Genomic DNA, 24,955 nt, shown 5'->3' with positions numbered 1-24,955 from the left:
TTGGATCTCCTTGTTTACAGTTGTGCATCGAAGACAATCCGCACCCAGCCTTCATAACGAGCTCCGGCGCGCTGCATCATCTGCGCGACGTAAGGCTGCACCACCTGGTAATGCAGCATGCCCGGGCGATTGAGCAGCGGTGCCTGAGCGTCGAACTCCAGGGCGTTCACCGCCTCCACCGGCAGCGCAACTCGCCGCGCCGGTGCGCCGTTGTGCTCGGCGCCGCTGGGCAGAGACAGAGCAACCTCCACCGGCACCCGGTGGTCGTCGCCGGGGTTGCGGATCGCACACTGGCCAGCCATGGGAAATTCACACAGGGTATGCACCTTGAACGGGCCCGCCGACCACAGTCGCAGGGGGTGGTCGCGGTACAGACGCGGTGGCGTCCGCGAGCCGCCGCTCCAGTTCAACCAGCCGCCCTGCGGTTCGAGCACGGCCAGCTCGGAACCGGGCGGGGTTTCCACGATGAAGGGGTGCTGCACGTCGAGCTGGAACTTGATGGTGAGGGTGTCGTCGTTGAGTTCGGTCACCTGGTTGCCCAGGTCGATCTGCCCGCCGTTGCCCACGGTGAAGGTGACTTCACCGGTGTAGCGGCCGTTCTTCATTCTCCAGGGCGAGGGGGTTCCCAGCGAGTATAAGATGCCGAACTGACGAACCGTGCTGCTTCGCACATCGCCCGCGCGACCTCGGTTATTGCTCGAATAACAAGGAGCACCGCTACCGGGATTACGTAGCCACCAAAGCACAGCTGCGAATGTGGTATCCGATGCAGAGGCTGATTGCGAACAGGTATTGGTTTGCGGTGTGGTGTTTGGAGGCCCGTCCGGCAGAGTGTCCGCACGATGGGTGACGTAGTTGATCGTAAGCAGCACGTCATGGGCATCGCCGCGTTCGTTTCGAACCTGAACGGTCACGGGCTTGGGCAAGGCTACGTAGAACTGATCCCGCGGATCTGCGGCGGAATGCTCGGTGCCTTTGCGGTAGGTGATCGGCAGGTTTGCCGAGCCCCTCGAATTGCAGAACGGCGGAAACCTCGAGCAGATCGAAGCCTTGGGGTTGGTATGCACGAAGCCCTGCGAGGTGGGCGTGAACTCAGCGGAAAGCAACACATCGCCCGCCAGCACAGGACCTGCCAAGGCCATGGAGATCAGCATCGACACCAGGCGTTTCCAGTAACGTGAAGTCATGCGAGTCATCCGGCCTCTCCTGTCGGTTTCGGTGTCGTCAGGGCGGCAACGCCCTCGGCGACGCATGAAAGATCACCCAGCAGCAGCACATCCTGCTCGCGCTTGCTGGTGTGGGTGTCGAGGGTCAGCAGGCAGCGCTGGACGCCGCCCTGGCGGATCTCCAGGGTCGGATTGCTCTCGCTCATTTCCAGTGCGAAGAAGCCATCGGCTTCGGTCACGCTGCGGCTGGCATGGTTGATCACCTGCGCCCCTTTCAGTGCCCTGCCCTCGTGGTCGACGACCCGACCCAGTACGGTGACGGTACGCACCACCTTCAACTGGCGGTACTGCACCGCGCCTTTGTTGAGGTGGTAGTCCAGGGTCGGCGGCTGGATGTCGGCCGCCAGGTGGTCCTGCTTGTCGAAGCCCAGCTGCACGTGACCAGCGCGATAGGCACCCACCGGCAGCACGTTGCGCCCGGGACGCAGCAGCGCGGCGCCGCCCAGGTGGTCATCGGCACGCAGCTCGAGCCCAGGAACGTCCGACTCCAGGTCGACGATCAGGCTGGCGTCGTGGGGCATGACTTCGCCGCTGAACGCAGCCTTGCCATCACCCAGCGCCAAGGTGCTTTCAAGGTTCAGGCCCGAAGACAGTTGGCCGTTGTAGGAAGAACTGAGCGCAAACGCATCGCCGTACAGGGCGCTGTTCTGGAACCCCGCGTTGACCCCCAGCCCGGTGCCGTAGCGGTCGGCATTGAGGGTCCCGCCCAAGGTACGCAGCGTGCCTTGCCCCATGTCCTGCTGGTAGCTGAGCGAGGCATTGCGATCGCGTTCGCCGTCGCGCCCGGTGCGGGTGCCCAGGCTGGCAGACAAGCGCTTGCCCGGCCCACCCAGCGCCATGCTCAGCGTGAGGTTGATACCGCGGTTGCGCTGGTCGTCGGTGCTGGCGGTGCCGGGGCGGTCGAACAGCGAAACTCGCCAGTTGGCGTCGGTGCCCATGAACTGGCCATAACGTGCCCAGCCCAGGTCCAGTGCATTGCCGGCTTCAATCCCGTCGGTTCGGCTGAGCCGGGCGGTGAGCGTGCTGTTGCGGGTGAGCCGATGGCTGACCGACAGCGAGGTCTGGGTGGTGAGCCGAGCCGGCTCGCGGCGGTCCACGTAGTAGCTGTCGCCGCGTTCGCGCTGGGGGTGCAGCCAGGCACGGTTGTGGTTGAGCACCACATTGCCCGAGCCATGGCTCCACACGCCCTGCAGGTCGTAGCCATTGCCGCGACGGTCGGTGCGGTACAGGTTGCCATACAGCTTGAGGCGGTCCAGGGCATCCCAGTCCAGTGAAGTGCCCACTTGCGTCTGCGTATCGACCTGCTGCGCCGAAAGCCCCACGATTGCCCGAGGATGCATCAGGTAGTTGGTCATCACGCCGGCAGCCAGCCCGCCGTTCGGGTCTTGCTCCCAGTTACTGAACAGCGTGCTCTGCCGACCCACGTAGGCGTTGTAGCGCCAGCGCTGTTCCGGGTTGCGCCAGGCACTGGGCTTGTACACGAATTCGTTGCTGCGCGACGTCACCTGGCCGTCCTCCAGCAAGCGCACTTCCACCGCATAGATGCCACCGGGCAATACCCGTGTGTCCAGGGTCTGCAGGCCCGGCTGCACCGCCTGGGTGTTGATCAGCTGGCCATTGCGGTAGATCTCGACCGTACCGGGTCGGCTGGGCGTGACATAGATGGGCGTGGTACTGGTTGTGCCATTGTCGATGTACAGCGTGTCGCTGCTGCCGAGCATGACCCCCAATGCGGTTTGCGCCGTGCTGCCCATCAACCGAGGCTGGCGTATCAGGCCTTGGGCGACCGGGTCGAAATACCCCAGGCGCAGGAAACGATCGCGCTCGGTGCGTTCGGCATAGAGCTGGTCAACGCGATGGCGCAGGCCATGAAAATTGGTCTTGTCCATCTGCAGGTTGGCCTGGGTGCTCCAGTCGCCGACACTGCCCACCCCTTGCACGGCGTAGCGGCCAACGGTTTCATCGCCTGCCTGGCTGAGGTTGAGCTGGTTGCGCAGGATCAGCCCGTGCTCGGCCTGCTCGGGCAAGGCATGGTAGCGCTGGACATCGGTGGACTGCTCGACGGCGCGCGTCAGCAACGAGAGCTGCGAGTTGACCAGGCTGTAATGCACGGCCACCAAACCATCGGTGCACTGTGTCGTGCAGCTGCCCAGACTCACGCCCTCGCTCAACCGTTGTGCCCAGCGTTGCCGTACCACCGGGGTCTCCCGGCTTTCACTGGTATCGGTGTACTCGAGCCACTGCAGCGTGTCGTCACGGCCGAGCACCACCAGCGCCTCGCCCAGCAGGCGGCCGTCCAGATCGACACGCACTGCCAGCGGGACATCGAAGAAATGCTCGGCGAAATCTGCCGGCAGGCCCTGGGCCTGGCCGAGGATCCCCAGGGCAGGCGGCGTGTTGGCGGCGTGCGCCGGCACGGGTCCGAGCAGCAGCCAGCCCGCGCCTAGCGCCACACCGATGGCGTTGGCCAATGAGGTAGTCTTGAACATGCAGGTCTTTTCGTGAACGCGCTTCGCGGCCCAGCACGGGTGGATGGCCAGGAAGCGCGTGGGTGGTGGGGTCTATCCTGGGTCAGGGCGCAACGACTGGACCGGGCTCGAACATCATGTTCACTTCACCCTGGTAGTTGCCTGCGTTCGGTGCGGTACCGGCCGCCAGTGCCGAGGCGATCTGGAAGTCCACCACGGCGCCGTTGCCGGCCTGGGCATCGGCCTGGGTGACCACCAACTGCGCAGTGGTGTGGTTCAGGCTCTTGCCGCCTACCGACACGGTGAGAGGGATCTGGTCGGCACCGCTGACGATCACCGCCGGGCGCATCAGTTTGGCGCTGATACCGCCGGCGGCGGTGTTCTTGGCCTGCAGCTGCTTGCGGATCGGTGCGAAGGTCTTGGTGAACGAGTTGTAGGCCATGTCCTGTGGGTCGTTCATCCAGTTGCCGCCGATGGGCTCGACGAAGAAGGCAGCGGTGGGAACCGTTGCGGTCACCGTGACCTGCTTTTCGATCTGATCGGCAGCCCACACCGGGCTGGCCAGACAACAAGCCAATGGGAACGCGGCGTAGATTTTCTTCATGGGTACTTCTCCAGCTTGGGCATAGGGACGATGGATCGAATTGGCCGCAGCGTTCACGGCTGAGCGGCGTTCAACTCGATGGGCAACATTGTCCCGAAGCCTCGCTGGCTTGGCTGTCAGACAGGTCTGACCGATGAAGTGACGAGTCTGACAATACGGGCGATCTGTCTGACTGCACGGCGAAAGATTCCTACTGTCTACAAGGCTAAGTACCTTCACTGAGCCGAGCCATGCCTGACATCGAAGACGACCTTCAGACCGTTGTACTCCCGCCAGACCTGCATTACGTGGACGACAACCAGCCAGGGTTGCGCCGCAAGACCCTGCGCGGCAAATTTGCCTACTTCGATGCCAGCGGCGAGCGCATCACCGATGCCGACGAGATCAAGCGCATCAATGCACTGGTGATTCCTCCGGCCTATACCGATGTGTGGATCTGCGCCGACCCTCAAGGCCATTTGCAGGCCACCGGGCGCGATGCCCGCGGCCGCAAGCAGTACCGCTACCACCCGCGCTGGCGCGAGGTGCGCGACGAAGACAAGTATTCGCGCATGATCGAGTTCGGCAAGATGCTGCCCAAGGTGCGCCGGCAGCTGGAAGCGCATCTGGCTGCGCCGGGCCTGGACCGCAACAAGGTCATGGCCGCGGTCGTCTCGCTGCTCGACAACACGCTGATTCGGGTTGGCAACAGCCAGTACGCCCGGGACAACAAGTCCTATGGGCTGACCACGCTGCGCAACAAGCACGTGGAGGTCAAGGGGCATACCATTGCGTTCCAGTTTCGCGGCAAAAGTGGCGTCGAACACGCGGTCACGGTGAAGGACCGTCGGCTGGCCACCATCGTCAAGCGCTGCATGGAGCTGCCTGGGCAGAACCTGTTCCAGTACCTGGACGAGCATGGTGAACGCCACAGCGTCAGCTCCCATGACGTGAACGCCTATCTGCACCAGATCACCGGCGCGCATTTCACCGCCAAGGATTACCGCACCTGGGCCGGCAGCGCGCTGGCGCTGGCCATGCTGCGCGAGCTGCACTGGCAGCCCGAACCCGATGCCAAGCAGCACATCGTCGACATGGTCAAGGCCGTGGCGAGGCAGCTGGGCAATACCCCTACGGTGTGCCGCAAGTGCTACATCCACCCCAAGGTGCTGGAGCACTTCGTCATGGGCGAGCTGGCCAAGTTGCCCAAGCCGCGTCAGCGCAAAGGACTGCGCCTGGAAGAAGTGGCCCTGGCCACGTTCCTGGAGCGGCTGGTGGCTGCGGCCTGAGCGAGCGCTGCAACGACCGCCGGAATTGTGCGTGGCCACTGCGGTCGGTTATAGCAACGCTCATACATTCCAAGGCTTTTCATGAAACCTACCGCTCCCAGCGGCTACGTCCAAGTTCGCGGCGCGCGCGAACACAACCTCAAGAACGTCGACGTCGATATTCCCCGCGATGCCCTGGTGGTGTTCACCGGGGTGTCGGGCTCGGGCAAGTCGTCTCTCGCGTTCGGCACCCTGTACGCCGAAGCCCAGCGACGCTATTTCGAATCGGTGGCGCCCTACGCCCGGCGCTTGATCGATCAGGTCGGGGTGCCCGATGTCGACAGCATCGAGGGGCTGCCGCCGGCCGTGGCTTTGCAGCAGCAGCGCGGCACGCCGAGCACACGCTCGTCGGTGGGCAGCGTCACCACCCTGGGCAGCCTGGTACGGATGCTCTATTCGCGGGCCGGCGCCTATCCGCCTGGCCAGGCCATGCTCTACGCCGAAGATTTCTCGGCCAATACGCCACAGGGGGCATGCCCGCATTGCCACGGCCTGGGCCGGGTGTACGAGGTCACCGAAAAAACCATGGTGCCCGACGACAGCTTGACCATTCGCCAGCGCGCGGTCGCGTCCTGGCCGCCAGCCTGGCAGGGCCAGAACCAGCGCGACATCCTCGTGACCCTGGGCTACGACGTCGACGTGCCGTGGCGTGACCTGCCGAAAAAGCAGCGCGACTGGATTCTCTTCACCGAGGAAACGCCGACGGTGCCGGTGTACGGCGGAATGACCCCGGCGCAGACCCGCGACGCGCTCAAGCGCAAGCTGGAGCCCAGCTACCAGGGCACCTTCACCGGCGCACGACGCTATGTGCTGCACACCTTCACCCACTCGCAAAGCGCGCTGATGAAGAAGCGCGTCAGTCAGTTCATGATCGGTGCCGCGTGCGAAGTCTGCGCAGGCAAGCGGCTCAAGCCGGAAGCACTGAGCGTGACCTTTGCCGGGCTGGACATTGGTGAGTTCTCGCGACTGCCGCTCACCCAGCTGGCGCAGAAACTCAAGCCGGTGGCAGATGGCAAGCAAGTCGGCAAGAAGCTCAGTGAAGAGAAGCGCATGGCCGCCGAGCAGCTTGCGCAGAACCTGCTGGGTCGCCTGAACACCCTGATCGACCTTGGTCTGGGCTACCTGGCGCTGGAGCGCAGTACGCCCACCTTGTCCTCGGGCGAGCTGCAGCGCTTGCGCCTGGCCACCCAGCTGGGCTCGCAGCTATTCGGCGTGGTCTATGTGCTGGACGAACCGACCGCCGGCCTGCACCCCGCCGATGGCGAATCGTTGCACGCCGCCCTGCAAGGGCTGAAAGCGGCAGGCAATTCATTGTTCGTGGTCGAACACGACCTGGACACCATGAGCCGCGCCGACTGGGTGGTGGATGTCGGGCCACTGGCGGGCGAGCAAGGCGGCCAGGTGCTCTACAGCGGACCGCCCAAAGGGCTGGCCCAGGTCGACGCGTCGCAGACCCGTGCCTACCTGTACGGCAGCGCCGTGCCGCTGCCGCGCCCGCGTCGGCCTACCGCAAGCTGGCTGAAGCTGGCCGACGTCAGCCGCAACAATCTGCACAAAGTCGCTGCCGACTTTCCCCTGCAGTGCTTCACGGCCGTTACCGGGATTTCCGGCTCGGGTAAATCGAGCCTGGTCAGCCAGGTGCTGCTGGAACTGGTGGGCGAGCATCTGGGCCAGGCTCGCGAAGACGTCGAGGACGTGCTCGAAGACGCCGTACCGCAGACCGAATCGGGGTATATCGTCGAAGGCATGCACAGCATCAAGCGCCTGGTGCAGGTCGACCAGAAGCCTATCGGTCGCACGCCGCGGTCGAACCTGGCCACCTACACCGGGCTGTTCGACGCCGTACGCAAGCTGTTCGCGGCCACCCCCGATGCGCAGCGGCACGGTTTCGATGCCGGGCAGTTTTCTTTCAACGTCGCCAAGGGGCGCTGCCCCGAGTGTGAAGGCGAAGGCTTCGTCAGCGTCGAGCTGCTATTCATGCCCAGCGTGTTCAGCCCCTGCCCGACCTGCCACGGCGCGCGCTACAGCCCCAAGACCCTGGCAGTGAAATGGCAAGGCCGCAGCATTGCCGACGTGTTGCAGCTCACGGTCCACCAGGCGTGCGAGGTGTTCGCCGAACAGCCGGCAGTGCTGCGGCCACTGATCGTGCTGCGTGACATCGGCCTGGGTTACCTGCGCCTGGGCCAACCGGCCACCGAACTGTCCGGCGGTGAAGCACAGCGCATCAAACTGGCTACCGAGCTGCAGCGCAACCAGCGGGGCGCCACGCTTTACGTGCTCGATGAGCCGACCACGGGGCTGCACCCCAGCGACGTCGACCGGCTGATGCAGCAACTCAATCATCTAGTGGATGCCGGCAACAGCGTGATCGTGGTGGAGCACGACATGCGCGTGGTTGCGCAGGCGGACTGGGTGATCGACATCGGCCCGAAGGCCGGTGACCAAGGCGGCAAAGTCGTGGCCGCCGGACGCCCGGAAGACGTGGCCAAGGTCAGCGCCAGCCGCACTGCGGCCTACCTGCAAAGCGCACTGGCGGAACCTGCATAGCGGCTGTCCACCGAGTGCACCTAGCGGCAGCCCCAGCGCGCGGGGCTGCCCAGGGTTGCTTCAACCGACCGGCTTGCTCTGGCCTTCGTCGGACGGGCTGCGGGCCTTTTCGCCCTGTTGGTTGGCGCGCTTGTGTTGCTCACCCACCTTGCCGGCATTTTCCGGCTTGTGGTCGAGGTCTTCACGCTTGGATTCTTTGTCCACGGTGTCTCTCCTGGCAGGGGCTGGACGGCTCATCGAGCCGGTACTTGATTTAGGCAGCTGCCTTCGGCATTCGTGCCCAAACGTTTCTGCGCTGAACTCCCGCACCGCATCGCCAGTCAGCATTGAAACGCCATTATTGGAGGATCATCCCGGATGCAGATTTCATTGGACAAACAGGTTGCCCTGGTCACCGGCGCCAGCTCCGGCCTGGGCGCCGCTGCCGCCAAGGCACTGGCCGCCGCCGGGGCCGCTGTGGTCGTCAACTACAATTCCCACGCCGAGCCCGCCGAACGCCTGGTTGCAGAGATCCGCGAAGCGGGTGGCAAAGCCATTGCGGTGGGCGCGGACGTGTCGAAGGAAGACGACGTCGAGCGACTCTTCGCCGCCACCATCGACACCTACGGCGCACTGGATATTCTGGTCGCCAATTCGGGCCTGCAGCGTGATGCTGCCACGGTCGACATGACCCTGGCCGACTGGAACAAGGTGATCGAGGTCAACCTCACCGGCCAATTCCTCTGCGCGCGCGCCGCCCTGCGACAGTTCCAGAAACAGGGCCCGCGCTCCTGGCTGTCGCGGGCGGCCGGCAAGATCATCCACATGAGCTCGGTGCACCAGTTGATTCCCTGGGCCGGCCATGTCAACTACGCCGCCTCCAAGGGCGGCATCGATCTGCTGATGCGCAGCATCGCCCAGGAAGTCGGCGAGCAGCGCATTCGCGTCAACTCGATCGCCCCTGGCGCGATTCGCACCGCCATCAACGAAGAAAACACCCAAGGCGACGCCGAGAAGAAGCTGCTCGAACTGATTCCCTACGGCCGTGTCGGCGAGGTCGACGACGTCGCCAACGCGGTCGTCTGGCTGGCATCCGATCTGAGTGACTACGTGCACGGCACCACGCTGTTCATCGACGGTGGCATGAGCTTGTATCCGGGGTTCCGAAACAATGGCTGAAGACGTCTGCAGCACCCTGCAAAGCCCGATCGAGGCCCACGGCATCATCGGCGACATGCGCAGCGCCGCGCTGGTCGCGGACAACGGCAGTATCGACTTCTGCTGCTGGCCGGAATTCGACAGCCCTTCCATTTTCACGGCCCTGCTGGACTGCGATCGCGCAGGTGTGTTCGAACTCGCCCCGGACCTGCCCGGCGCGCGTCGCCAGCAGATCTACCTGCCCGACAGCAACGTGTTGCAAACCCGCTGGATCGACCAGGACGCAGTGGTCGAGGTCACCGACCTGATGCCGGTCGCCGCAGAGGCCGACGCCCTGCCCCGGCTGATACGTCGGGTAGAAGTGCGCAACGGCACTGCCACCATCCGCTTGCGCTGCCGGGTTCGGCACGACTACAGCCGCGCCGATACCCAGGCCCACGCCAGCGGCGAGGACGTCTGCTTCAGCGCCGAAGGCCAGCCCACCTTGCGGCTGTCGGCAACCCAGGCTTTGCGCATCGAGGCGCACAGCGCCATCGCCGTGTTCGAACTCAAGGAAGGCGAATGCGCCGAATTCATCCTCGGCGGCGCCGAAGACCCGATGGTGCGTGCCGGTGAAGGCCAGGCATGCCTGGACGAAACCCTGGCGTTCTGGCGCAACTGGATCGGCCATTCGAACTACAAGGGTCGCTGGCGCGAGATGGTCGATCGCTCTGCACTGGCCTTGAAACTGCTGACGTCGCGCCGTCATGGCGGGATCATTGCCGCCGCCACGTTCGGCCTTCCCGAGGCCCCCGGCGGCGTGCGCAACTGGGACTATCGGTATACCTGGATCCGCGATGCATCGTTCACCGTGTATGCCTTCATGCGCCTGGGTTTCACCACCGAGGCCAACGACTACATGCGCTGGGTGCGCGATCGCGTCGGCGAATGCTGCGATGAGCCAGCCCGGTTGGGCGTGGTGTATGGCCTGGACGGACGCGAAGAGCTGCCAGAGTCCGAGCTCGATCACTTGAGCGGGCATGGCGGTGCCAAGCCGGTGCTGGTGGGCAACGGCGCCCATGATCAGGTTCAGCTGGATATCTACGGCGAACTGCTGGACGCCGTGTACCTGGCCAACAAGTACGGCGAGGCGATCTCCCACCAAGGCTGGAAACACGTTACCCACATCGTCGACAAAGTGTGCAGCAGCTGGCATCAGAAGGACGTCGGCATCTGGGAAATGCGCAACCCGCCCGAGCATTACCTGCACTCACGCCTGATGTGCTGGGTTGCTCTGGATCGGGCCCTGCGTCTGGCCGAGAAGCGTTCGCTGCCAGCTCCATTCGAGCGCTGGGACAAGGAACGCCAGGCGATTCACGACGACATCTGGAATAATTTCTGGAACGCCGATGCTGGGCATTTCGTACAGAAGCTGGGCAGCGTCGAGCTCGACGGTTCCATGCTGTTGATGCCACTGGTGCGTTTCGTGGGTGCCAGCGACCCGCAATGGCTGAGCACACTGGAGGCAATCGAGCGCACCCTGGTGCGTGACGGCATGGTCTACCGCTACCGCCAGGATGATGGCCTGCCCGGCGATGAAGGTGCGTTCACCGCCTGCTCGTTCTGGTATGTGGAGTGCCTGGCGCGGGCTGGACAGGTAGAAAAGGCGCATCTGGAGTTCCAGCAGTTGCTGCGCTATGCCAACCCGCTGGGTCTGTTCGCCGAAGAGTTCGATCGGCATGGCCATCATCTCGGCAATACCCCCCAGGGATTGAGCCATCTGGCACTGATCAGCGCCGCCAGCTTTCTTGACAGGAAGCTGAGTGGCCAGCGTACCCAGTGGCAACCCTAGGGTTTCGTTTCAGCGATGGTGGCAAGAGTGCCACTATCGCCCCGATAAACCAAACGTAATGCCAATCTGCTAGGCGCCTGTACAGAACCACGCCATACTGGCGCCTAGTGCCACTCGTTGTGCCATGACTGCCGCGTATCCACAAACAGGGCGCTTCGAGGGAATTAAATTTGTCACGTTGCGTCCGTATTCAGGTAGCAATCGACACCCTACAAACACCGGATAAATTCTAAGCAAAGGAATCAAGGAGCCGTTCATGCTGATACTCACCCGCAAGGTAGGCGAAAGCATCGTCATTCATGACGACATCAAGATCACTATCCTTGGCGTGAAAGGGATGCAGGTGCGAATCGGCATCGATGCGCCGAAGGATGTACAGGTACATCGCGAAGAAATCTTCAAGCGTATCCAGGCAGGCAGCCCTGCACCGGAAAAGGGAGATGGCCAGGCCTGATCGGCCACTTGCCGCGGTCCTTCGAACGCCGCCATGCAGCTGGCTTCAGCCAAGCTGCACAGCGGCGCGAAGTCACCGCTCACACGGTCAGACAGGCGTTGCCTGGTGATGATTGTCGTCTGGAGCCCCTGCCCCACCCCCTGCATGACGCTTTGCCTTGTCCGTGGCGAACGCCAGTGCATCCTTGGCACATGTCAATCCATCGCGTATTTCGGTCTGTTCCTTGATCACCCGGCCATCCACGCCGTAGGTGCCAAAGAACACCGAAATTTTGTCTTCGCCGATCTTGCGCGCACGCACCACGATACGGCAGCCGTTTTTGAGCGTTTCCTCATGGCGAACCTGCTCGTCCAGATAGTTCGCTGACGAGTCTTCCCATTCCATGAACTGCTTGGTGGTTTCCAATTCTACGTCTGTCATATGCCTACCTCTTGTGGGTAATCAAGGCGATGCCTTATATAACCGACCCTCTACAAGCGCCGTGGTTCAGTACAACCCAGCGGTAGGAAATCTCGCCGACGACAAATGCGCATCCAAGGGAATTATTCCCACACGGCATACGTCACTAATCAGAGATGCCAGGAACGAAATCCCTCGAGCGCAAGGATTCCATCATGCTGATATTGACGCGCAACACTGACGAAAGCATCGTTATCGAAGACGATATTCGTATCACCATCATCGACGTCAAGGGCGGTCAGGTCCGCCTGGGCATAGATGCGCCACGGGACGTGGCGGTGCATCGTCAGGAAATCTACGAACGCATCAAGGCCGGCGTACCCATGGTACCCAAGGCAGCTGGCCGTTGAGTCGGCTGGCAGCCGTTGCTAGGCACGGAATGCAGCGCTGATCTTGCTCGCCAGGTCCTGCTCGCGAAAGGGTTTCTGGACCAAAGGATAGTGCTCGGAATCGAGGCCCTCGAGCTCGGCATAACCGGTCACGAACACGATCGGCAATCGTGGGTGACGGCGGCGGATCATATGCGCCAACTCGCCGCCGTTGGTGCCAGGCATGGCGAAGTCGGTCAGTACCAGGTCGACACTGGGGTCCAACTTGTTCAGCGCCTGCTCGGCACTGTCGGCCTCGATCACACTGTAGCCGAGGCCCTGCAACATGGTCGCCGTCACTTCCCGCACGTCGTGATCATCGTCTACCAGCAGTATAGTCTGGCGCTCGCTTTCGTCATGAGCGGCAGCGACATAGGCGGGCTCGTCTGCCTGCGCTACGAGTTGATCCGGAACGCCCGGCAAGTAGACCTTCACAGTGGTGCCGTAGCCCGGCGAGGTCATGATGGCCACGCCCCCACCCGACTGTTTGGCAAAGCCGAACACCTGAGCCAGACCCAAGCCTGACCCCTTGCCCACTTCCTTGGTGGTAAAGAACGGCTCGAAGGCCTTGGCCACCACCTGCTGGCTCATGCCAGTACCCGAATCCTGGATCGACAGCACCACGTAGTTGCCGGGCTCCGGGTCTTCCGGACGCTGCGCCGCCATGCTTACCGTTTCGTTGGCCGTGGACAGGCGCAAGGTGCCGCCACCGGGCATGGCATCGCGGGAGTTGATCGCCAGGTTGAGAATGATCATCTCGGTCTGGGTCGGATCCACCAATGCATTCCACAGGTCGGGCGCGGTGTCGGTTTCGATCCAGATGCTGCCACCCAGGGTGCGCTGCAACAGCTCGATCATGCCTTCCACGGTACCGTTGAGGTTCACCGCCACCGGCTCGAGGCGCTGGCGGCGGGAGAAGGACAGCAACTGACCGGTGAGCTTGGCACCGCGTTCGCCCGCCTCCTTGATGTTCTGCAGGCGGCCCTGAATGCGTTCGGTCCTGCCCTTTTCGAAATCGCGGGCAATGAAGGTGGTACTGGCCAGGATCACCGTCAGCAGGTTGTTGAAGTCGTGCGCCACACCCGCCGTCAGCTGGCCGACCGCTTCCAGGCGCTGCAGCTGGTGCAGCGTGGCCTCGATGCGTTGGCGCTCGTCGATCTGCTCGCGCAGCTGATGGTTGGCACCGGCCAGCTCATCCAGCACTTCACGCTCACCGGTGATGTCGCGCACGGCGGTGTACATCAGCCCCTCGTCCGGAACGATGGTCCAGGACAACCAACGGTAGTTTCCGTCGGCGTGGCGCATGCGGTTGACGAAGCGGGTCGAGACATTGCCGTTGGCGATGTTCTCGGTCTCGCGGCGGGTTGCCGCGAGATCGTCGGGATGAATGATCTCCCACAACTGGATGCTGCCCAGATGCTCACGGGTCCAGCCCAGTGTGGATTCCCACGCGGGGTTGAGCGACACCGGCGACATGTCGAAGCGCATTACCCCCAGCAACTCGCGGGACAGCTCCCAGGTGCGGTCGCGCTCGCGGGTACGCTTGACCACCCGCTCACCGAGCATCTCGTTGAGCTGCTCGAGGGCCTGGGTGGCTTGCTTCTGCTCGGTGATGTCCTGAATGACGCCGGTGAAACGCACGCACGCACCCTCTTCGAAGAAGGCCTGCCCGTGGCTGGCAATCCAGCGCAGGGTACCGCTGGCCAGACGCACGCGATACTCGATGTGAAACAACCGCCCATCGTCGACCGTCAGGGCCGCAGTCATGCGTTCCTGAACCACGGGCAGATCTTCGTCGTGGCAGTAGTCGAGAAACAGCGCCAGGTTGACTTCGGTAGCGGGGTCAAGCTCGTACAGTGCCCGGCAGCGTTCGTCCCAGAGCAACGTATCGCTGCGCGGCGCATAGTCCCAGACCCCCATGCGCGCTGCGTTGGTGGCGATGTGCGCACGCACTTCGGCGTGCTGCAGGGAACGCTCTGCGTCGCGCCGACGATGACGCTCGTGGACTTCGTCCATGGCACGCTGGATGGCACGGGGCAACAGGCTCAGGTTCTGCTTGAGCACATAGTCGATGGCGCCCTGGCGCATCATCTCGACCGCATGCTCTTCGCCGTAGACCCCGGACAGGAAGATGAACGGCGTCATCGGCGCCAGGCGCTGCGCTGCCTGCAGCACCAAAGGGCCGGATGAGCCTGGCAGCATGTAGTCACACAGAATCAGGTCGAACGCACCGTCCGCCAGCGCCTGCTCCACACCCTGATGATTGAACACCAGGGTCGACTCGACGGCCACGCCCGCGCGCTCAAGGGTCATCAGCGCCAGTTCGGCATCGAGGGGGCTGTCTTCCACGAACAGCAGTTGCAAAGGCTTGGGCGGCATAGAGATCCGAATACGTGGCTGGAGTGTGGCGCGCTGTGCGCCATCCGTGCGCCATTGGGTGGGGCGCGCTGGGTGTGGTTGGGTCCCGACCGTCACACAGCGCGAGCAGGACTCAAGAGCCGGGACGACGAACGATTCGTGACGAGCCAGGTGGCGGCTCGTTCAACACCGCCCAGAAAATACCCAGGTCGGAAATGGCTGACACGAATTCCTTGAATTCGACCGGCTTGACCACGTAAGCGTTCACTCCAAGTGAGTAGGCGCGTTCAAGATCCGGTTCTTCCCTGGAAGAGGTCAGCATGACCGTCGGAATACTGCGCAACTGCTCGGTTTCGCGGACGACCTTGAGCACTTCCAGCCCGTCGACCTTGGGCAGCTTGAGATCCAGCAGCAGCACTGCCGGGTTGCCCGCGTCACGCGCCGCATGACTGCCGCGGCGCAGCAGGTAGTCCAGCGCTTCGGCACCGTCACGCATGACGATGACTTCGTTCGCCAGCTGGCTGCGCTCCAGCGCCACCAGTGTCAGCTCCAGGTCCTTGGGATTGTCCTCGACCAGAAGAATAGGTTTGAGCATCGCTTACCTCGGTGAATTCGTGCTGGCGGAATGTGCGCGTCGCGGCAACGCCATGTAGAAAGTGGCGCCCTGATCCAGGGCGCCTTCGGCCCACACCCGGCCGTCGTGTCGTTCGATGATGCGGCGCACGCTGGCCAGGCCAATCCCGGTCCCTTCGAACTCTTCCATGCGGTGCAGGCGCTGGAACACCCCGAACAGCTTGCCGGCGTAGGCCATGTCGAAGCCCACGCCATTGTCACGCACGAAAATGATCGTCTCGGCGTCCTGCTGGTAAGCGCCGACTTCGATCACCGCATGCTCGCGGGTGCGGCTGTACTTGATGGCATTGGACAACAGGTTGCGCAGCGCCAGGTGCACGAACGCGGCGTCGGCCACCAGGCGCGGCAGTGCCGCCACCTGCCATTGCAGATCGCGACCTTCGTAATCGGGCTGCATCTCCAGGCGGATGGACTCGACCAGCGCGTTGAGGTCGACGTCGGTGAAACGCAGGGCCGAACGGCCCATCTGGGAAAAGCTCAGCAGGTTGTCGACCAGGGTGCCGGCAAACCGCGCCGACTCGCCGATGTGTTCGAGAAAACGCAAGCCTCGCTCGGACAGCTTGGGGCCTTCGAAATCGGCCAGCAATTCGGCGTAGCCGGCAATGTGGCGCAACGGTGCACGCAGATCATGGGACACGCTGTACGAGAACGCCTCGAGCTCCTTGTTGGATTTCTTCAGTTCACCCGCCAACTGCGCCAGTTCCTCGGCCTTGCGCAGGACGATGCCCAGCACGGCGGTGCGCAGTTCGTGTACGCCTTCGATCTCGAGTGCGTCCCAGGGGCTTGAGAAGCCGCTGACTTCCTGCTTCCAGCTATCGAAGCTGGCGCGTGGATTGAGCACACCGGCACTGTCCAGGCTTTTTTCTGCCCGCCCTGCCCAAGTCACCGTGTGCGATTGCTCCGGCTTGAACCAGATCAAATAGTGGGAATGAATCTCGGAAATCGCCACGGCCAGCACACCGCCGCAGTAACGCGCCAGTTCGGGCAGCTCGGGCAGGTCCCGACCGACGTTGTCGCTGTGAAATATTTCCTGCCCGCCGCGCTCGGCCAGCCACACTGCCAGCGCATCGACCAACGCCTGCGGAGGTGTGTCACCCAGCAACTCGCAGCGAGCCTCGGCGATGATCGCCGCACCGCTGGCGCGGACGAAGCCCAGAAAGGTCTCGGGCAGCGTCAGCAGGCCGGCACGCACGCTGTCGCTGTCGGCCATGGCGGAAAGCAGCTGGACGATCTGCCGACGCAGTTCGAGCATGCGCTCATGCTGCGCATGGATGGCTTTGGTTTCGATCTGCAGCGACAGGACGCTGCCCAGCAGCTCACAGGCGGTACGGGTCTGAAAACCGACCGCATGAGGCTGGTCGTGGTGACAGGAGATCAGACCCCAGAGCCGACCGTCGACCACGATGGAAATCGACATCGACGCCATCGTCTGCATGTTGCGCATGTACTGCACGTGCACGGGTGAAACGCTGCGCAGTGCTGCATGACTGAGGTCCAACGGCTCGCCGGTCAGGGGGTTGTTGGCCGGCATCAGCGGCGATGCCTGGTAGTTGGCATCTTCGATCACCCGGATGCGGTTGATGCAGTACAGCTCCCTGGCCTGACGCGGAATATCGGACGCCGGGAAGCATAGCCCCAGGTAGCTGGGGTAGCCCTCGTCCCGTGCCTCGGCCAGCACGGTGCCGTTGCCCGTCTCGTCGAAACTGTAGGCCTTGACCCGACCGAAGCCGGTCACGCGCTTCACCTCGACCACCGAGCGCTCGCACAACTCGAGAATGTCCTGGGCGTTGTGCAACTGGCCAATGAACGTCCGCACCATTGGGTACAAGGCGCCATAGGCATGGGCCTCATCGGCAGCGGGCTCGAACTCGGCGACGATCACCCCGTCGACGCGGTGCACCATCATCGCCGTGGCAATCTGGCGACGGCTGCCCTGGGCGAAGCGCACATCGGCGAAATGAAATGGCTGCTGTTCTTCCCCGGACCAGGCGGCCAGGCGCGCCGACAGTGCCGCACCTCGCTCGATCAGGTCGGCGACCGGCGTTTCCAGCAGATGCGCAGGCTCGAGCTGCAGCCAATGGCGGACGTTGTCGCTGACCTGCAGCACACGCTGGGCGGCGGCGTCGAGCACCAGCATGAAACCCTGCGGCTGGATGCTGCCCGGCGTACGGATGGGCTCGCTCGCGCACTGCTCGATGGCAGCGGCGAGCAGGACCGAAGTCTCGCGTGATGTCACAGTGAATCTCCTGGCGGCCTATCAGCGCAGCGCTGCAAGCCATTGCATGGTCGCCAACCGTGGCATGTGAAAAACTTACAATCGGCTACCACCTTAGCAAATTAGGACGCGCCGTGTAGGCTTTACGTTCAATAATGGCAAATTGATTTTAGCCACCGCGAGTGCATGTTTGGCAGGCCGCGCCATCGAACCATTAGCGCATGACATTTCTCAGCCTAATCAGTATGATGCGCGACTATGCGAGGTTGGCGAAATTGGTAGACGCATCAGACTTAAAATCTGACGACCTTTGGTTGTGCGGGTTCGATTCCCGCACCTCGCACCATCTCGATTTCTCCCCCTTCTTCCCAATCTTCGGGAACTCCTGTCCTCTCAGCTTGCCGACTTCCTATACGCCACGCATTTCGCCTGGTGACACAAGGAGGCCCGACCCATGCCTGATGCTCAGGGAAAAATTCGTTACGCCGTGGTTGCAGGTGGCTGGATTTCGCAAGGTGCGTTCATGCCCGGTGTGGACCAGACCAGCAATTCGGTGATGACTGCACTGGTGACCGGCGACCCGATCAAGGCCGATGAACTGGCTGCGATGTATGACCTCAAGAGCTACAGCTACGAGCAGTTTCCCGAACTGCTGGCGTCGGGCGAGATCGATGCGATCTACCTGGCCACGCCCAACTTCCGTCATCGCGAATTCGCCGTCCCGGCGCTCGAAGCCGGTATCCATGTGCTGCTGGAAAAGCCCATGGCTGCCAGCGAGGAAGACTGCTTGGCGATCAATGCGGCTGCCGAGCGTGGCAAGGCCAAGCTGATGATCGCCTACCGTCTGCATTGCGAGCCTGGCACGGTGGACATGGTCCAGCGCGTGCGCAGGGGTGATATTGGTGAGCCACGGCTGTTTACCGCTACCTTCACGCAACACACCGATGCCGAGAACCACCGGATGAAAAGCGGTTTCTGGGCCGGCCCGGCGGCGGACATGGGGCCCTACCCGCTCAATGCCGTGCGCAACCTGTTCGGCGGCGAGCCGCTGGAAGTGCATGCTGTAGGCGCGCAGACACCCGGACGACCGATCAACACGCCAGACACCGTCAGTGTGACTCTGCGGTTCTCCGAGCAGCGTCAGGCTACGTTCACCGTCAGCTACAGCCTGCCGGCAACCGAGCGGTTCCAGTTGATCGGTACCAAGGGGGAGTTCGAGGCATCGCCTTGCTTCGGTTTCGGTGAAGGCGTCGCCATTGCCTATCGCGCGATCATCGACGGCGAAACGCAGGCTCATACCTTCCCGGTGGTCGATCAGTTCGGCGGCGAGACGGAGTACTTCTCTCAGTGCATTCTCGAAGATCGCCAGCCTGAAGCGGATGGTGACGAAGGTTGGCGTGACGTGCGAGTGCTGGCCGCCATCGAGCGCTCGCTGCAGACCGGCGAGATCCAGAAGCTCGAGCCGCTGGCTTCGCGCCAGGGCATTCAGGCCGATCAGGCGCGATCGCTGACCTTGGCCAAGGTGCCGCCGTACGTCAATACCACTGAACCCAACGACTGAGCAGTGCACCGATCTGCCTGAATGACCGCAGCGCCTGCTTCGCGGCCGACGACCGCTCCTACGAAGATTGGGGTTCCCCAGTAGGAGCGGTCCGTGGCCGCGAAGGGCGCGCTGCGGTCCGTAGGCTGTACCGAACACCCCTTTCACAGCCGATGACCGCCCGAAAAGAGGAACCGCAACCCCCGTAGGAGCGGTCCGTGGCCGCGAAGGGCGCGCTGCGGTCCGTAGGCTGTACCGAACACCCCTTTCACAGCCGATGACCGCCCGAAAAGAGGAACCGCAATCCCCGTAGGAGCGGTCCGTGGCCGCGAAGGGCGCGCTGCGGTGTAGCGAGTGCACTGCGGGTTCAGCAGCGGCTCAGCAGGGTCGTTGCCAGGCGTTTGGCCTGCGCCGCGACGTCGGTCACAGCGGTACTCTCCCACCACATCCCCCGCAACGGCGGGCCCATGGCGAACAGTCGCTCGGCGACCAGCCCTTGGGCGTCCAAGACAGCACCATCGACGTCAGCCTCTATGCCCAGGGCCAAGGGTCCCGGCCGGATCAAGCCACGCGCCAGAAGCTGGCGCGGCAACGGCTTGTCGACCCGCCGCCAGTCATACTCGATACCACTGGAATTGATCAACGCATCCCCTTGCAGCTGCACAGATGTCGATTCGCCCCGCCGGCGGATCGTCAGGGTCGTGCCGTCGGCGCGCTGATAGCTGGCCGCCTGAAGGGTCAGCCGCCCCTCGCGTATCAGCCTCTGCACCAGCGCGTCGCTGGGCGGCGGTGACCGATGGTGGTGGCTTTCCCACCAGGGCCGTACATGGCGTACGAACTGGCGTTTCTGGCGTTCGCTGGCCTGGCTCCAGAGCCGGGCGATATGCACGCGCACGGTGTCCAGCGGCGCCTGCCAGTCGACGCCTTGCTGCAGCGCCTGGCGGCATTGCTTGCGCACCTCGGCCATGAGCTGGCGCGGGCTGCGCACATTGTCGGCCGCCGCCAGGAAATCCGGCCAGCTCGGCGGCTGGCGACGAACATGAGGCCACAGACCGTGCCGCGAAATCACCGTGATCGGCCCGCGATGGCCGGCCTGGTCGAGCGAGACCACGGCATCGACCATGGTCAGTCCCGAGCCGATGATCAACACCCGGGCCTGACGGTCGAGGCCACGCATGGCCTGCACGTCCCACGGGTCGACCGCCCCAGCGTTCAGACCACCCGGCGCCTTCAAGGCGGTGCGCGCGGCGGGAAACATGCCCGTGGCCAGCACCGCCTGGCGCCCGTACCACACTTGGCCGTTGTCCAGGGTGATCTCGACCTGCTCGGCATGGGTCTGCAGATCGATCGCCTGCGCGCGCACATGCTCTGCCGTGGCCCCGTACCGGGCACCCGCTGCACGTGCCTCGGCCAGGCGTTGCTGGGCATAGAGCCCGAAGATGCCGCGCGGCGGGAACAGCTCCGCCACCGGCAGCGACTGCTCGGCCGACTGCGGCCACCCGCCGTCGTCGATGAACCGGGTGAGCCATTCGGTCAGGTCGTCGGCGTTGCCGGGGTCGACGCTCATGCGCGCCGCATTGCCATTGAGGGTGTGCCCCAACTCGGTGGCACTGTAAGCCTCACCTCGGCCGAGCTCGGGGCGCGGCTCGATGATGACGATCCGCCGTGCGTGAGATTGCCTGAGCAACTGCACCGCCAGCAGGGTCCCGCTCAAGCCGCCACCGATGATCACTACATCGGCGTGCCTGGATACAACATCGGTCATGGGTAAGTTCTCAAGGACGATGGCGCCGATCATACGTCATGCAAGGCACCCGGCCGCTGCGACGCCGCCACGATGCCCCGGCAAGCGGCCAGATCGAGATCGTGCAGCGCTGCGGGCCGGGCAAAGTAATAGCCCTGGGCCTGGGAAGCACCCATCTCGCGCAACAACTGCAGGGTGGCAAGGTCCTCCACCCCTTCGGCGACGACCGTCAGCCCGAGCGATTCGGCCATGCGCACGATGGCACGGACGATCGCCCGGCTGCGCGCGCTGCTGGTCAATTCGAGAATGAACGACTTGTCGATCTTCAACCCGTTGAATTGGTATTGGTGAACGTAGCTGAGCGATGAAAAACCGGCTCCGAAATCATCGAGCACCACGCTCATGCCGTGCTCGGCCAGCTGCTGCATGGTCCGCTGCGCCATGGCCGGCTCGGCCACCAGCGCGCCCTCGGTGAGTTCCAGGCAGATTCGCGAGGCCGCTACGTGATGCCGCGCGAGCACCGCCAGCACTTCGTCGGCGAACCCGCTGCGGGTAATGCTGTAGCTGGAGCAGTTCACGTGCACCGGCGGCCAGTCTGCGTGCGCCGGCTGGGCGAGAATTTCCGCTACGCAGGTCAGCATGTAGAGGTCGAGGCGGCCGATCAGCCGCAGGCCTTCGAGCGCGGGCAGGAAATGCCCGGGGGCGATGATGCGTCCGTCCGGCTGGTGCCAGCGGATCAAGGCCTCCAGCGCCCGCACCTCGCCGGTCTGTACGTCGACGATGGGCTGGAAATAGGGCAGCAGTTCGTCGCTGCGCTTGAGCGCATTGCGCAACGCGCCCTCCTGTTCGACCTGGTCGGAGACTTCGCGGCGCAATGCCTGGTTGAACACTGCGTAGCTGTCGCGACCGGCATTCTTGACCCGGTACATCGCCTTGTCGGCGTCACGCAGCAAGTCGGCCGTCTCGCTGTGGAACTGGCTGTCGGCGCCGACGATGCCGATGCTGCACGAGGAAAACACCTCGTGGGCATTGATGAAAAAGGGCCGATCGAACGCCACCAGAATGCGCTCGGCAATTTCCACGGCAGCTTCCAGGTTCGAATCCGGCGCCAGCACGGCGAACTCGTCGCCACCCAGGCGGGCCAGCAGGTCATCTTCACGCAGGCAACTGCGCAGGCGCGCACCGGCTTCCCTGAGCAACTGGTCGCCGAAGTGATGACCAAAACTGTCGTTGACCATCTTGAAACGGTCCAGGTCGATGAACATCACCACCAGTTCACGGCCATCTGAGCAGTATTGGTCCCAGGCCTGGGCCAGACGCTGCTGCAGGTGAATGCGATTGGGCAGCCCGGTCAGTGCGTCGTGGGCGTTTTCGTACTGCAGTTTGGCGTTGGCATGGTCAAGCTCGCGCGTTCGACTCTGCACCCGCGCTTCCAGCCGCAGGTTGGCTTCGTAGATGGCTTCGGCAGCGCTGCGGCGCGACAGCGCGGTGTCGATGTGGCGCGAGACGAAGGTCAGCAGGTCCTGGTCGCGCAGGGTGTAGTGCACGTCACTGGCGTAGCTCTGCACCACCAGTACGCCGCGCACGCGATCATCGTCGAACAGCGGAACACCGAGCCAGGATTGCGAGCGGACCAGCTCGCGGCTGTCTTCGATTTCACCCTGGATCATCAGACGCGTCGCGGCGTCGAAGTCGATCAGGCAGGCACAGCGCTGGCGAATCACGTACTCGGTCAGGCCACGCCGCCCCCGGCGCGGCTGCGGGCGGCCGGTGAGCTGCTCATCGACATAGTAAGGAAAGCTGACTTCGCCGCTTTCGCCGTCGAAGATCGCAATGTAGAAGTTGCGTGCATACAGGAGGTCGCCGACGATCACGTGCAGGCTGTGATAGAGGCCGTCGATTTCGCCTGGCTTGCTCGACAGCTCGGCGATCTGGAACAGCGCGACCTGCAGGTGCTCTGCGCGCTTGCGCTCGGAGACTTCCAGACGCAGCGCGGCGTTGAGCTGGGATAATTCCTGGGTACGCCGCGACACCGTTTCTTCCAGGTCGGCACGATGCAGAATCCGATCCAGAGCCATGGCAACGTGCCGGGCGACCACCAGGAACAGGGCACGGTCTTCCGCACTGTAGGCCCGCTCCACGTCGTAGACCTGCATGGCGATCATGCCGAACACTTCATCGCGGGCGTTCTTGAGCGGCGAACCCATCCAGAATTCGGGGATGTGCCCCACGCAGTGGAAACGCCCCTGCCGCCCTGCCAGGGCGATACCCTTGGCGTCGATCAGCAGGGGCTGGCCGCTGGTCAATACCTGGCCGGTCAGCGACAGATGTTCGGGGGTCAGGTACTCGTAGTTTTCCGCTTCCAGCGCTTCGACGTCGATGACGTCCACGTAGTAGGGGTAGGTGATCTTGCCGCTTTGCGCATCGTAGAGCGCCAGGTAGAAGTTCTCTGCATCGATCAGGCTCGCCAGGAGCTTGTGTACACCCACCAGGAAAATCCCGCGGTCGCGGGTCGAGCTGGCCAGGTAGGTGATTTCGTAAAGTACGCGTTGAGTGATCTGCGCGCGGGCCAGAGCGTCGGTCTGCACCTGGCGACCGATGGCAGCGGCCAGGTCGGCGAGGGCCCCGTCGTGGGTGACGTGCACAGGGGCCATCAGCCAGCCGAGTACCCCTTCGCCCTGCCCGGTCGGCCACAACTGGAGGCTGCAGCTTTCGCAGAAACGCTGCAGTTCGTGGTTGGCCAGCACCAGGGGCCAGTGTCGCTGCAGGTCGCCCTGGCCTTCGAGATGCAGCTGTTCGCCCGCCCGATACCACGCCCACGCAGTGCTGTGGGGCCATTCACGGGCCTGCTGCAGAATCGCTTCCAGCGATGCTGCCTCGAGCATGGGCGTAGAGCCCTTGCCGAACTCGGCAAAGGTCGGGGAATCGGAACTCATAGACGCTCCATGCCAGAAAACCAACGGCGTACATCTTCGAGCCTATGGCCATCTAATGGCAAGCCCCACGAACGGCCCTGACGTTTACGGCAAACCTTTGTGTCGCAAACCCCTTGTCCCGCCACAAGCGACACAACATCGACGCTCTGTTGTCGGATCTGCAGGAGCGGCCCGTGGCCGCGAACCCGGCGCCGCGGTGTGCCAGGTATACGGTGCCAGCCCTTCGCGGCCGATGACCGCTCCTACGGGAGGGGTAAATGCAATCTCTGTAGGAGCGGTCCGTGGCCGCGAACCAGGCGCCGCGGTGTCTCAGATACACGGCGGCGATTCTTTCGCGGCCGATGACCGCTCCTACCGGAGGGGGTCGGGTTTACAGGCCACCGCCGACGTCCAGCAGGGCGCCGGTGGTGTAGCTGGCCTGATCGCTCACCAACCACATGATCGCCTGGGCAATCTCATCCGGCTGGCCACCGCGGCCCATGGGCACGGCGCCTTCCTTGCGCGTAACCCGGCCCGGTTCGCCGCACAGGGCATGGAAATCGGTGAAGATCATTCCGGGACGAACCGCATTGACCCGTATGCCCTCGCCGGCCACCTCCTTGGCCAAGCCGATGGTGAAGCTATCGATAGCCCCTTTGGACGCTGCGTAGTCGATGTACTCGTCCGCGGAACCCAGCCGAGCGGCGATCGACGACACGTTGACGATCACCCCACCCTGGCCGCCATGCCGCCGCGACATCCGCCCTACCGCATGCTTGGCGCACAGCATGGGGCCGACTACGTTGGTCGTCATCAACCCGAGCAGGCGCTGCTCGGACATCTCGTCCAATCGCGCCCTGGGGCCGTTGGTGGCCGCGTTGTTGACCAGCGCAGTGACCCGGCCCAACTCGGCATCCACCTGGCTGAACAAACGGAACACGCCATCTTCGCGGCTGACGTCGGCACGCACCGCGATGGCCTGCACGCCCAGCGCCCGCACTTGCTGCAGCACATCCCCGGCCGCTGCGTCGTCACTGCGATAGTTGATGCACACACGATAGCCCTGGCTTGCCGCCAGCAGCGCGGTCGCAGCGCCGATACCTCGGCTGCCACCTGTGATGACAATGACTTTTTCCATGAAATACCTAG

General features: G+C 63.6%; 18 protein-coding genes and 1 tRNA gene. 8 read left to right on the top strand and 11 right to left on the bottom strand.

What is annotated here, in order from left to right; all coding sequences use genetic code 11:
• Positions 1-14: 14 nt before the first annotated feature.
• The 3 genes from H7993_RS02130 to H7993_RS02120 all read right to left on the bottom strand — a co-directional run bounded on the left by H7993_RS02130 (position 15) and on the right by H7993_RS02120 (position 4,298).
• The gene (locus H7993_RS02130; protein WP_185793273.1) at positions 15-1,196 is read right to left on the bottom strand and encodes a hypothetical protein; all 1,182 of its coding nucleotides are present in this window, start codon (positions 1,194-1,196) and stop codon (positions 15-17) included.
• Positions 1,193-3,715, bottom strand: coding sequence for a TcfC E-set like domain-containing protein (locus H7993_RS02125; RefSeq protein ID WP_185793272.1), 2,523 nt, complete (start codon positions 3,713-3,715; stop codon positions 1,193-1,195). Before H7993_RS02125 ends, H7993_RS02130 begins: the two co-directional genes overlap by 4 nt.
• A gap of 82 nt (positions 3,716-3,797) precedes the next feature.
• Entirely contained in the window at positions 3,798-4,298 is a 501-nt protein-coding gene (locus H7993_RS02120; RefSeq protein ID WP_122477908.1) for a CS1 type fimbrial major subunit, read from the bottom strand.
• A 230-nt stretch (positions 4,299-4,528) separates the two neighbouring features.
• Between H7993_RS02120 and H7993_RS02115 the strand changes: the two genes are divergently transcribed.
• Together H7993_RS02115 and H7993_RS02110 are read left to right on the top strand one after the other, a co-directional pair.
• Positions 4,529-5,566, top strand: a complete 1,038-nt coding sequence (locus tag H7993_RS02115) for a DNA topoisomerase IB (protein WP_185793271.1) — start codon at positions 4,529-4,531, stop codon at positions 5,564-5,566.
• Between the two features lie 81 nt (positions 5,567-5,647).
• The gene (locus H7993_RS02110) at positions 5,648-8,152 is read left to right on the top strand and encodes an excinuclease ABC subunit UvrA (RefSeq protein WP_185793270.1); all 2,505 of its coding nucleotides are present in this window, start codon (positions 5,648-5,650) and stop codon (positions 8,150-8,152) included.
• A 60-nt stretch (positions 8,153-8,212) separates the two neighbouring features.
• On the opposite strand, the gene H7993_RS02105 is transcribed toward H7993_RS02110, so the two are convergent.
• Positions 8,213-8,356 carry a hypothetical protein gene (locus H7993_RS02105; protein WP_163007541.1) on the bottom strand — a complete coding sequence of 48 codons (144 nt, stop codon included), beginning with the start codon at positions 8,354-8,356 and terminating at the stop codon, positions 8,213-8,215.
• Positions 8,357-8,509: 153 nt separating this feature from the next.
• On the opposite strand from H7993_RS02105, the gene H7993_RS02100 reads away from it, so the two are divergent.
• From H7993_RS02100 to csrA (H7993_RS02090), 3 genes are all read left to right on the top strand, one after another.
• A complete protein-coding gene (locus H7993_RS02100; protein ID WP_122477903.1) occupies positions 8,510-9,310 on the top strand; it encodes a glucose 1-dehydrogenase in 801 nt (266 codons plus the stop codon).
• Complete coding sequence (locus H7993_RS02095; protein WP_185793269.1) at positions 9,303-11,120, top strand: glycoside hydrolase family 15 protein; 1,818 nt, start codon at positions 9,303-9,305, stop codon at positions 11,118-11,120. The genes H7993_RS02100 and H7993_RS02095 overlap by 8 nt, the downstream gene beginning before the upstream one ends.
• A gap of 256 nt (positions 11,121-11,376) precedes the next feature.
• Complete coding sequence (gene csrA / locus H7993_RS02090; RefSeq protein ID WP_122477900.1) at positions 11,377-11,574, top strand: carbon storage regulator CsrA; 198 nt, start codon at positions 11,377-11,379, stop codon at positions 11,572-11,574.
• 87 nt (positions 11,575-11,661) lie between these two features.
• Here the strand turns inward: csrA (H7993_RS02090) and H7993_RS02085 are convergent, their stop codons facing one another.
• Positions 11,662-11,979 carry a hypothetical protein gene (locus H7993_RS02085; protein ID WP_163007559.1) on the bottom strand — a complete coding sequence of 106 codons (318 nt, stop codon included), beginning with the start codon at positions 11,977-11,979 and terminating at the stop codon, positions 11,662-11,664.
• 209 nt (positions 11,980-12,188) lie between these two features.
• Between H7993_RS02085 and csrA (H7993_RS02080) the strand changes: the two genes are divergently transcribed.
• On the top strand, positions 12,189-12,383 hold the full coding sequence (gene csrA / locus H7993_RS02080) for a carbon storage regulator CsrA (RefSeq protein ID WP_185793268.1): 195 nt from the start codon (positions 12,189-12,191) through the stop codon (positions 12,381-12,383).
• A gap of 18 nt (positions 12,384-12,401) precedes the next feature.
• Here the strand turns inward: csrA (H7993_RS02080) and H7993_RS02075 are convergent, their stop codons facing one another.
• The 3 genes from H7993_RS02075 to H7993_RS02065 all read right to left on the bottom strand — a co-directional run bounded on the left by H7993_RS02075 (position 12,402) and on the right by H7993_RS02065 (position 17,628).
• Positions 12,402-14,780, bottom strand: coding sequence for a hybrid sensor histidine kinase/response regulator (locus H7993_RS02075; protein ID WP_185793267.1), 2,379 nt, complete (start codon positions 14,778-14,780; stop codon positions 12,402-12,404).
• A gap of 112 nt (positions 14,781-14,892) precedes the next feature.
• Positions 14,893-15,354, bottom strand: coding sequence for a response regulator (locus H7993_RS02070; protein ID WP_122477893.1), 462 nt, complete (start codon positions 15,352-15,354; stop codon positions 14,893-14,895).
• A 3-nt stretch (positions 15,355-15,357) separates the two neighbouring features.
• Positions 15,358-17,628: an ATP-binding protein gene (locus H7993_RS02065; RefSeq protein ID WP_185793266.1), complete on the bottom strand. Its 2,271-nt coding sequence runs from the start codon at positions 17,626-17,628 to the stop codon at positions 15,358-15,360.
• A gap of 239 nt (positions 17,629-17,867) precedes the next feature.
• Between H7993_RS02065 and H7993_RS02060 the strand changes: the two genes are divergently transcribed.
• Together H7993_RS02060 and H7993_RS02055 are read left to right on the top strand one after the other, a co-directional pair.
• Positions 17,868-17,953: transfer RNA gene (locus H7993_RS02060), tRNA-Leu, on the top strand.
• A gap of 108 nt (positions 17,954-18,061) precedes the next feature.
• Positions 18,062-19,168, top strand: a complete 1,107-nt coding sequence (locus tag H7993_RS02055; RefSeq protein WP_185793265.1) for a Gfo/Idh/MocA family protein — start codon at positions 18,062-18,064, stop codon at positions 19,166-19,168.
• A 346-nt stretch (positions 19,169-19,514) separates the two neighbouring features.
• Here H7993_RS02055 and H7993_RS02050 read toward each other — a convergent pair whose 3' ends face one another.
• The 3 genes from H7993_RS02050 to H7993_RS02040 all read right to left on the bottom strand — a co-directional run bounded on the left by H7993_RS02050 (position 19,515) and on the right by H7993_RS02040 (position 24,944).
• A complete protein-coding gene (locus H7993_RS02050) occupies positions 19,515-20,912 on the bottom strand; it encodes an FAD/NAD(P)-binding protein (RefSeq protein ID WP_185793264.1) in 1,398 nt (465 codons plus the stop codon).
• A gap of 29 nt (positions 20,913-20,941) precedes the next feature.
• Positions 20,942-23,776, bottom strand: a complete 2,835-nt coding sequence (locus tag H7993_RS02045) for a bifunctional diguanylate cyclase/phosphodiesterase (RefSeq protein ID WP_244646880.1) — start codon at positions 23,774-23,776, stop codon at positions 20,942-20,944.
• Positions 23,777-24,197: 421 nt separating this feature from the next.
• Complete coding sequence (locus H7993_RS02040; RefSeq protein WP_185793262.1) at positions 24,198-24,944, bottom strand: SDR family oxidoreductase; 747 nt, start codon at positions 24,942-24,944, stop codon at positions 24,198-24,200.
• Between the last annotated feature and the right edge of the window lie 11 nt (positions 24,945-24,955).

The organism is Pseudomonas baltica (assembly GCF_014235765.1).
GTDB lineage: Bacteria > Pseudomonadota > Gammaproteobacteria > Pseudomonadales > Pseudomonadaceae > Aquipseudomonas > Aquipseudomonas baltica.
The sequence above is the reverse complement of the archived record's forward strand: the minus strand, read 5'-3'. Positions and strand labels throughout refer to the sequence as shown.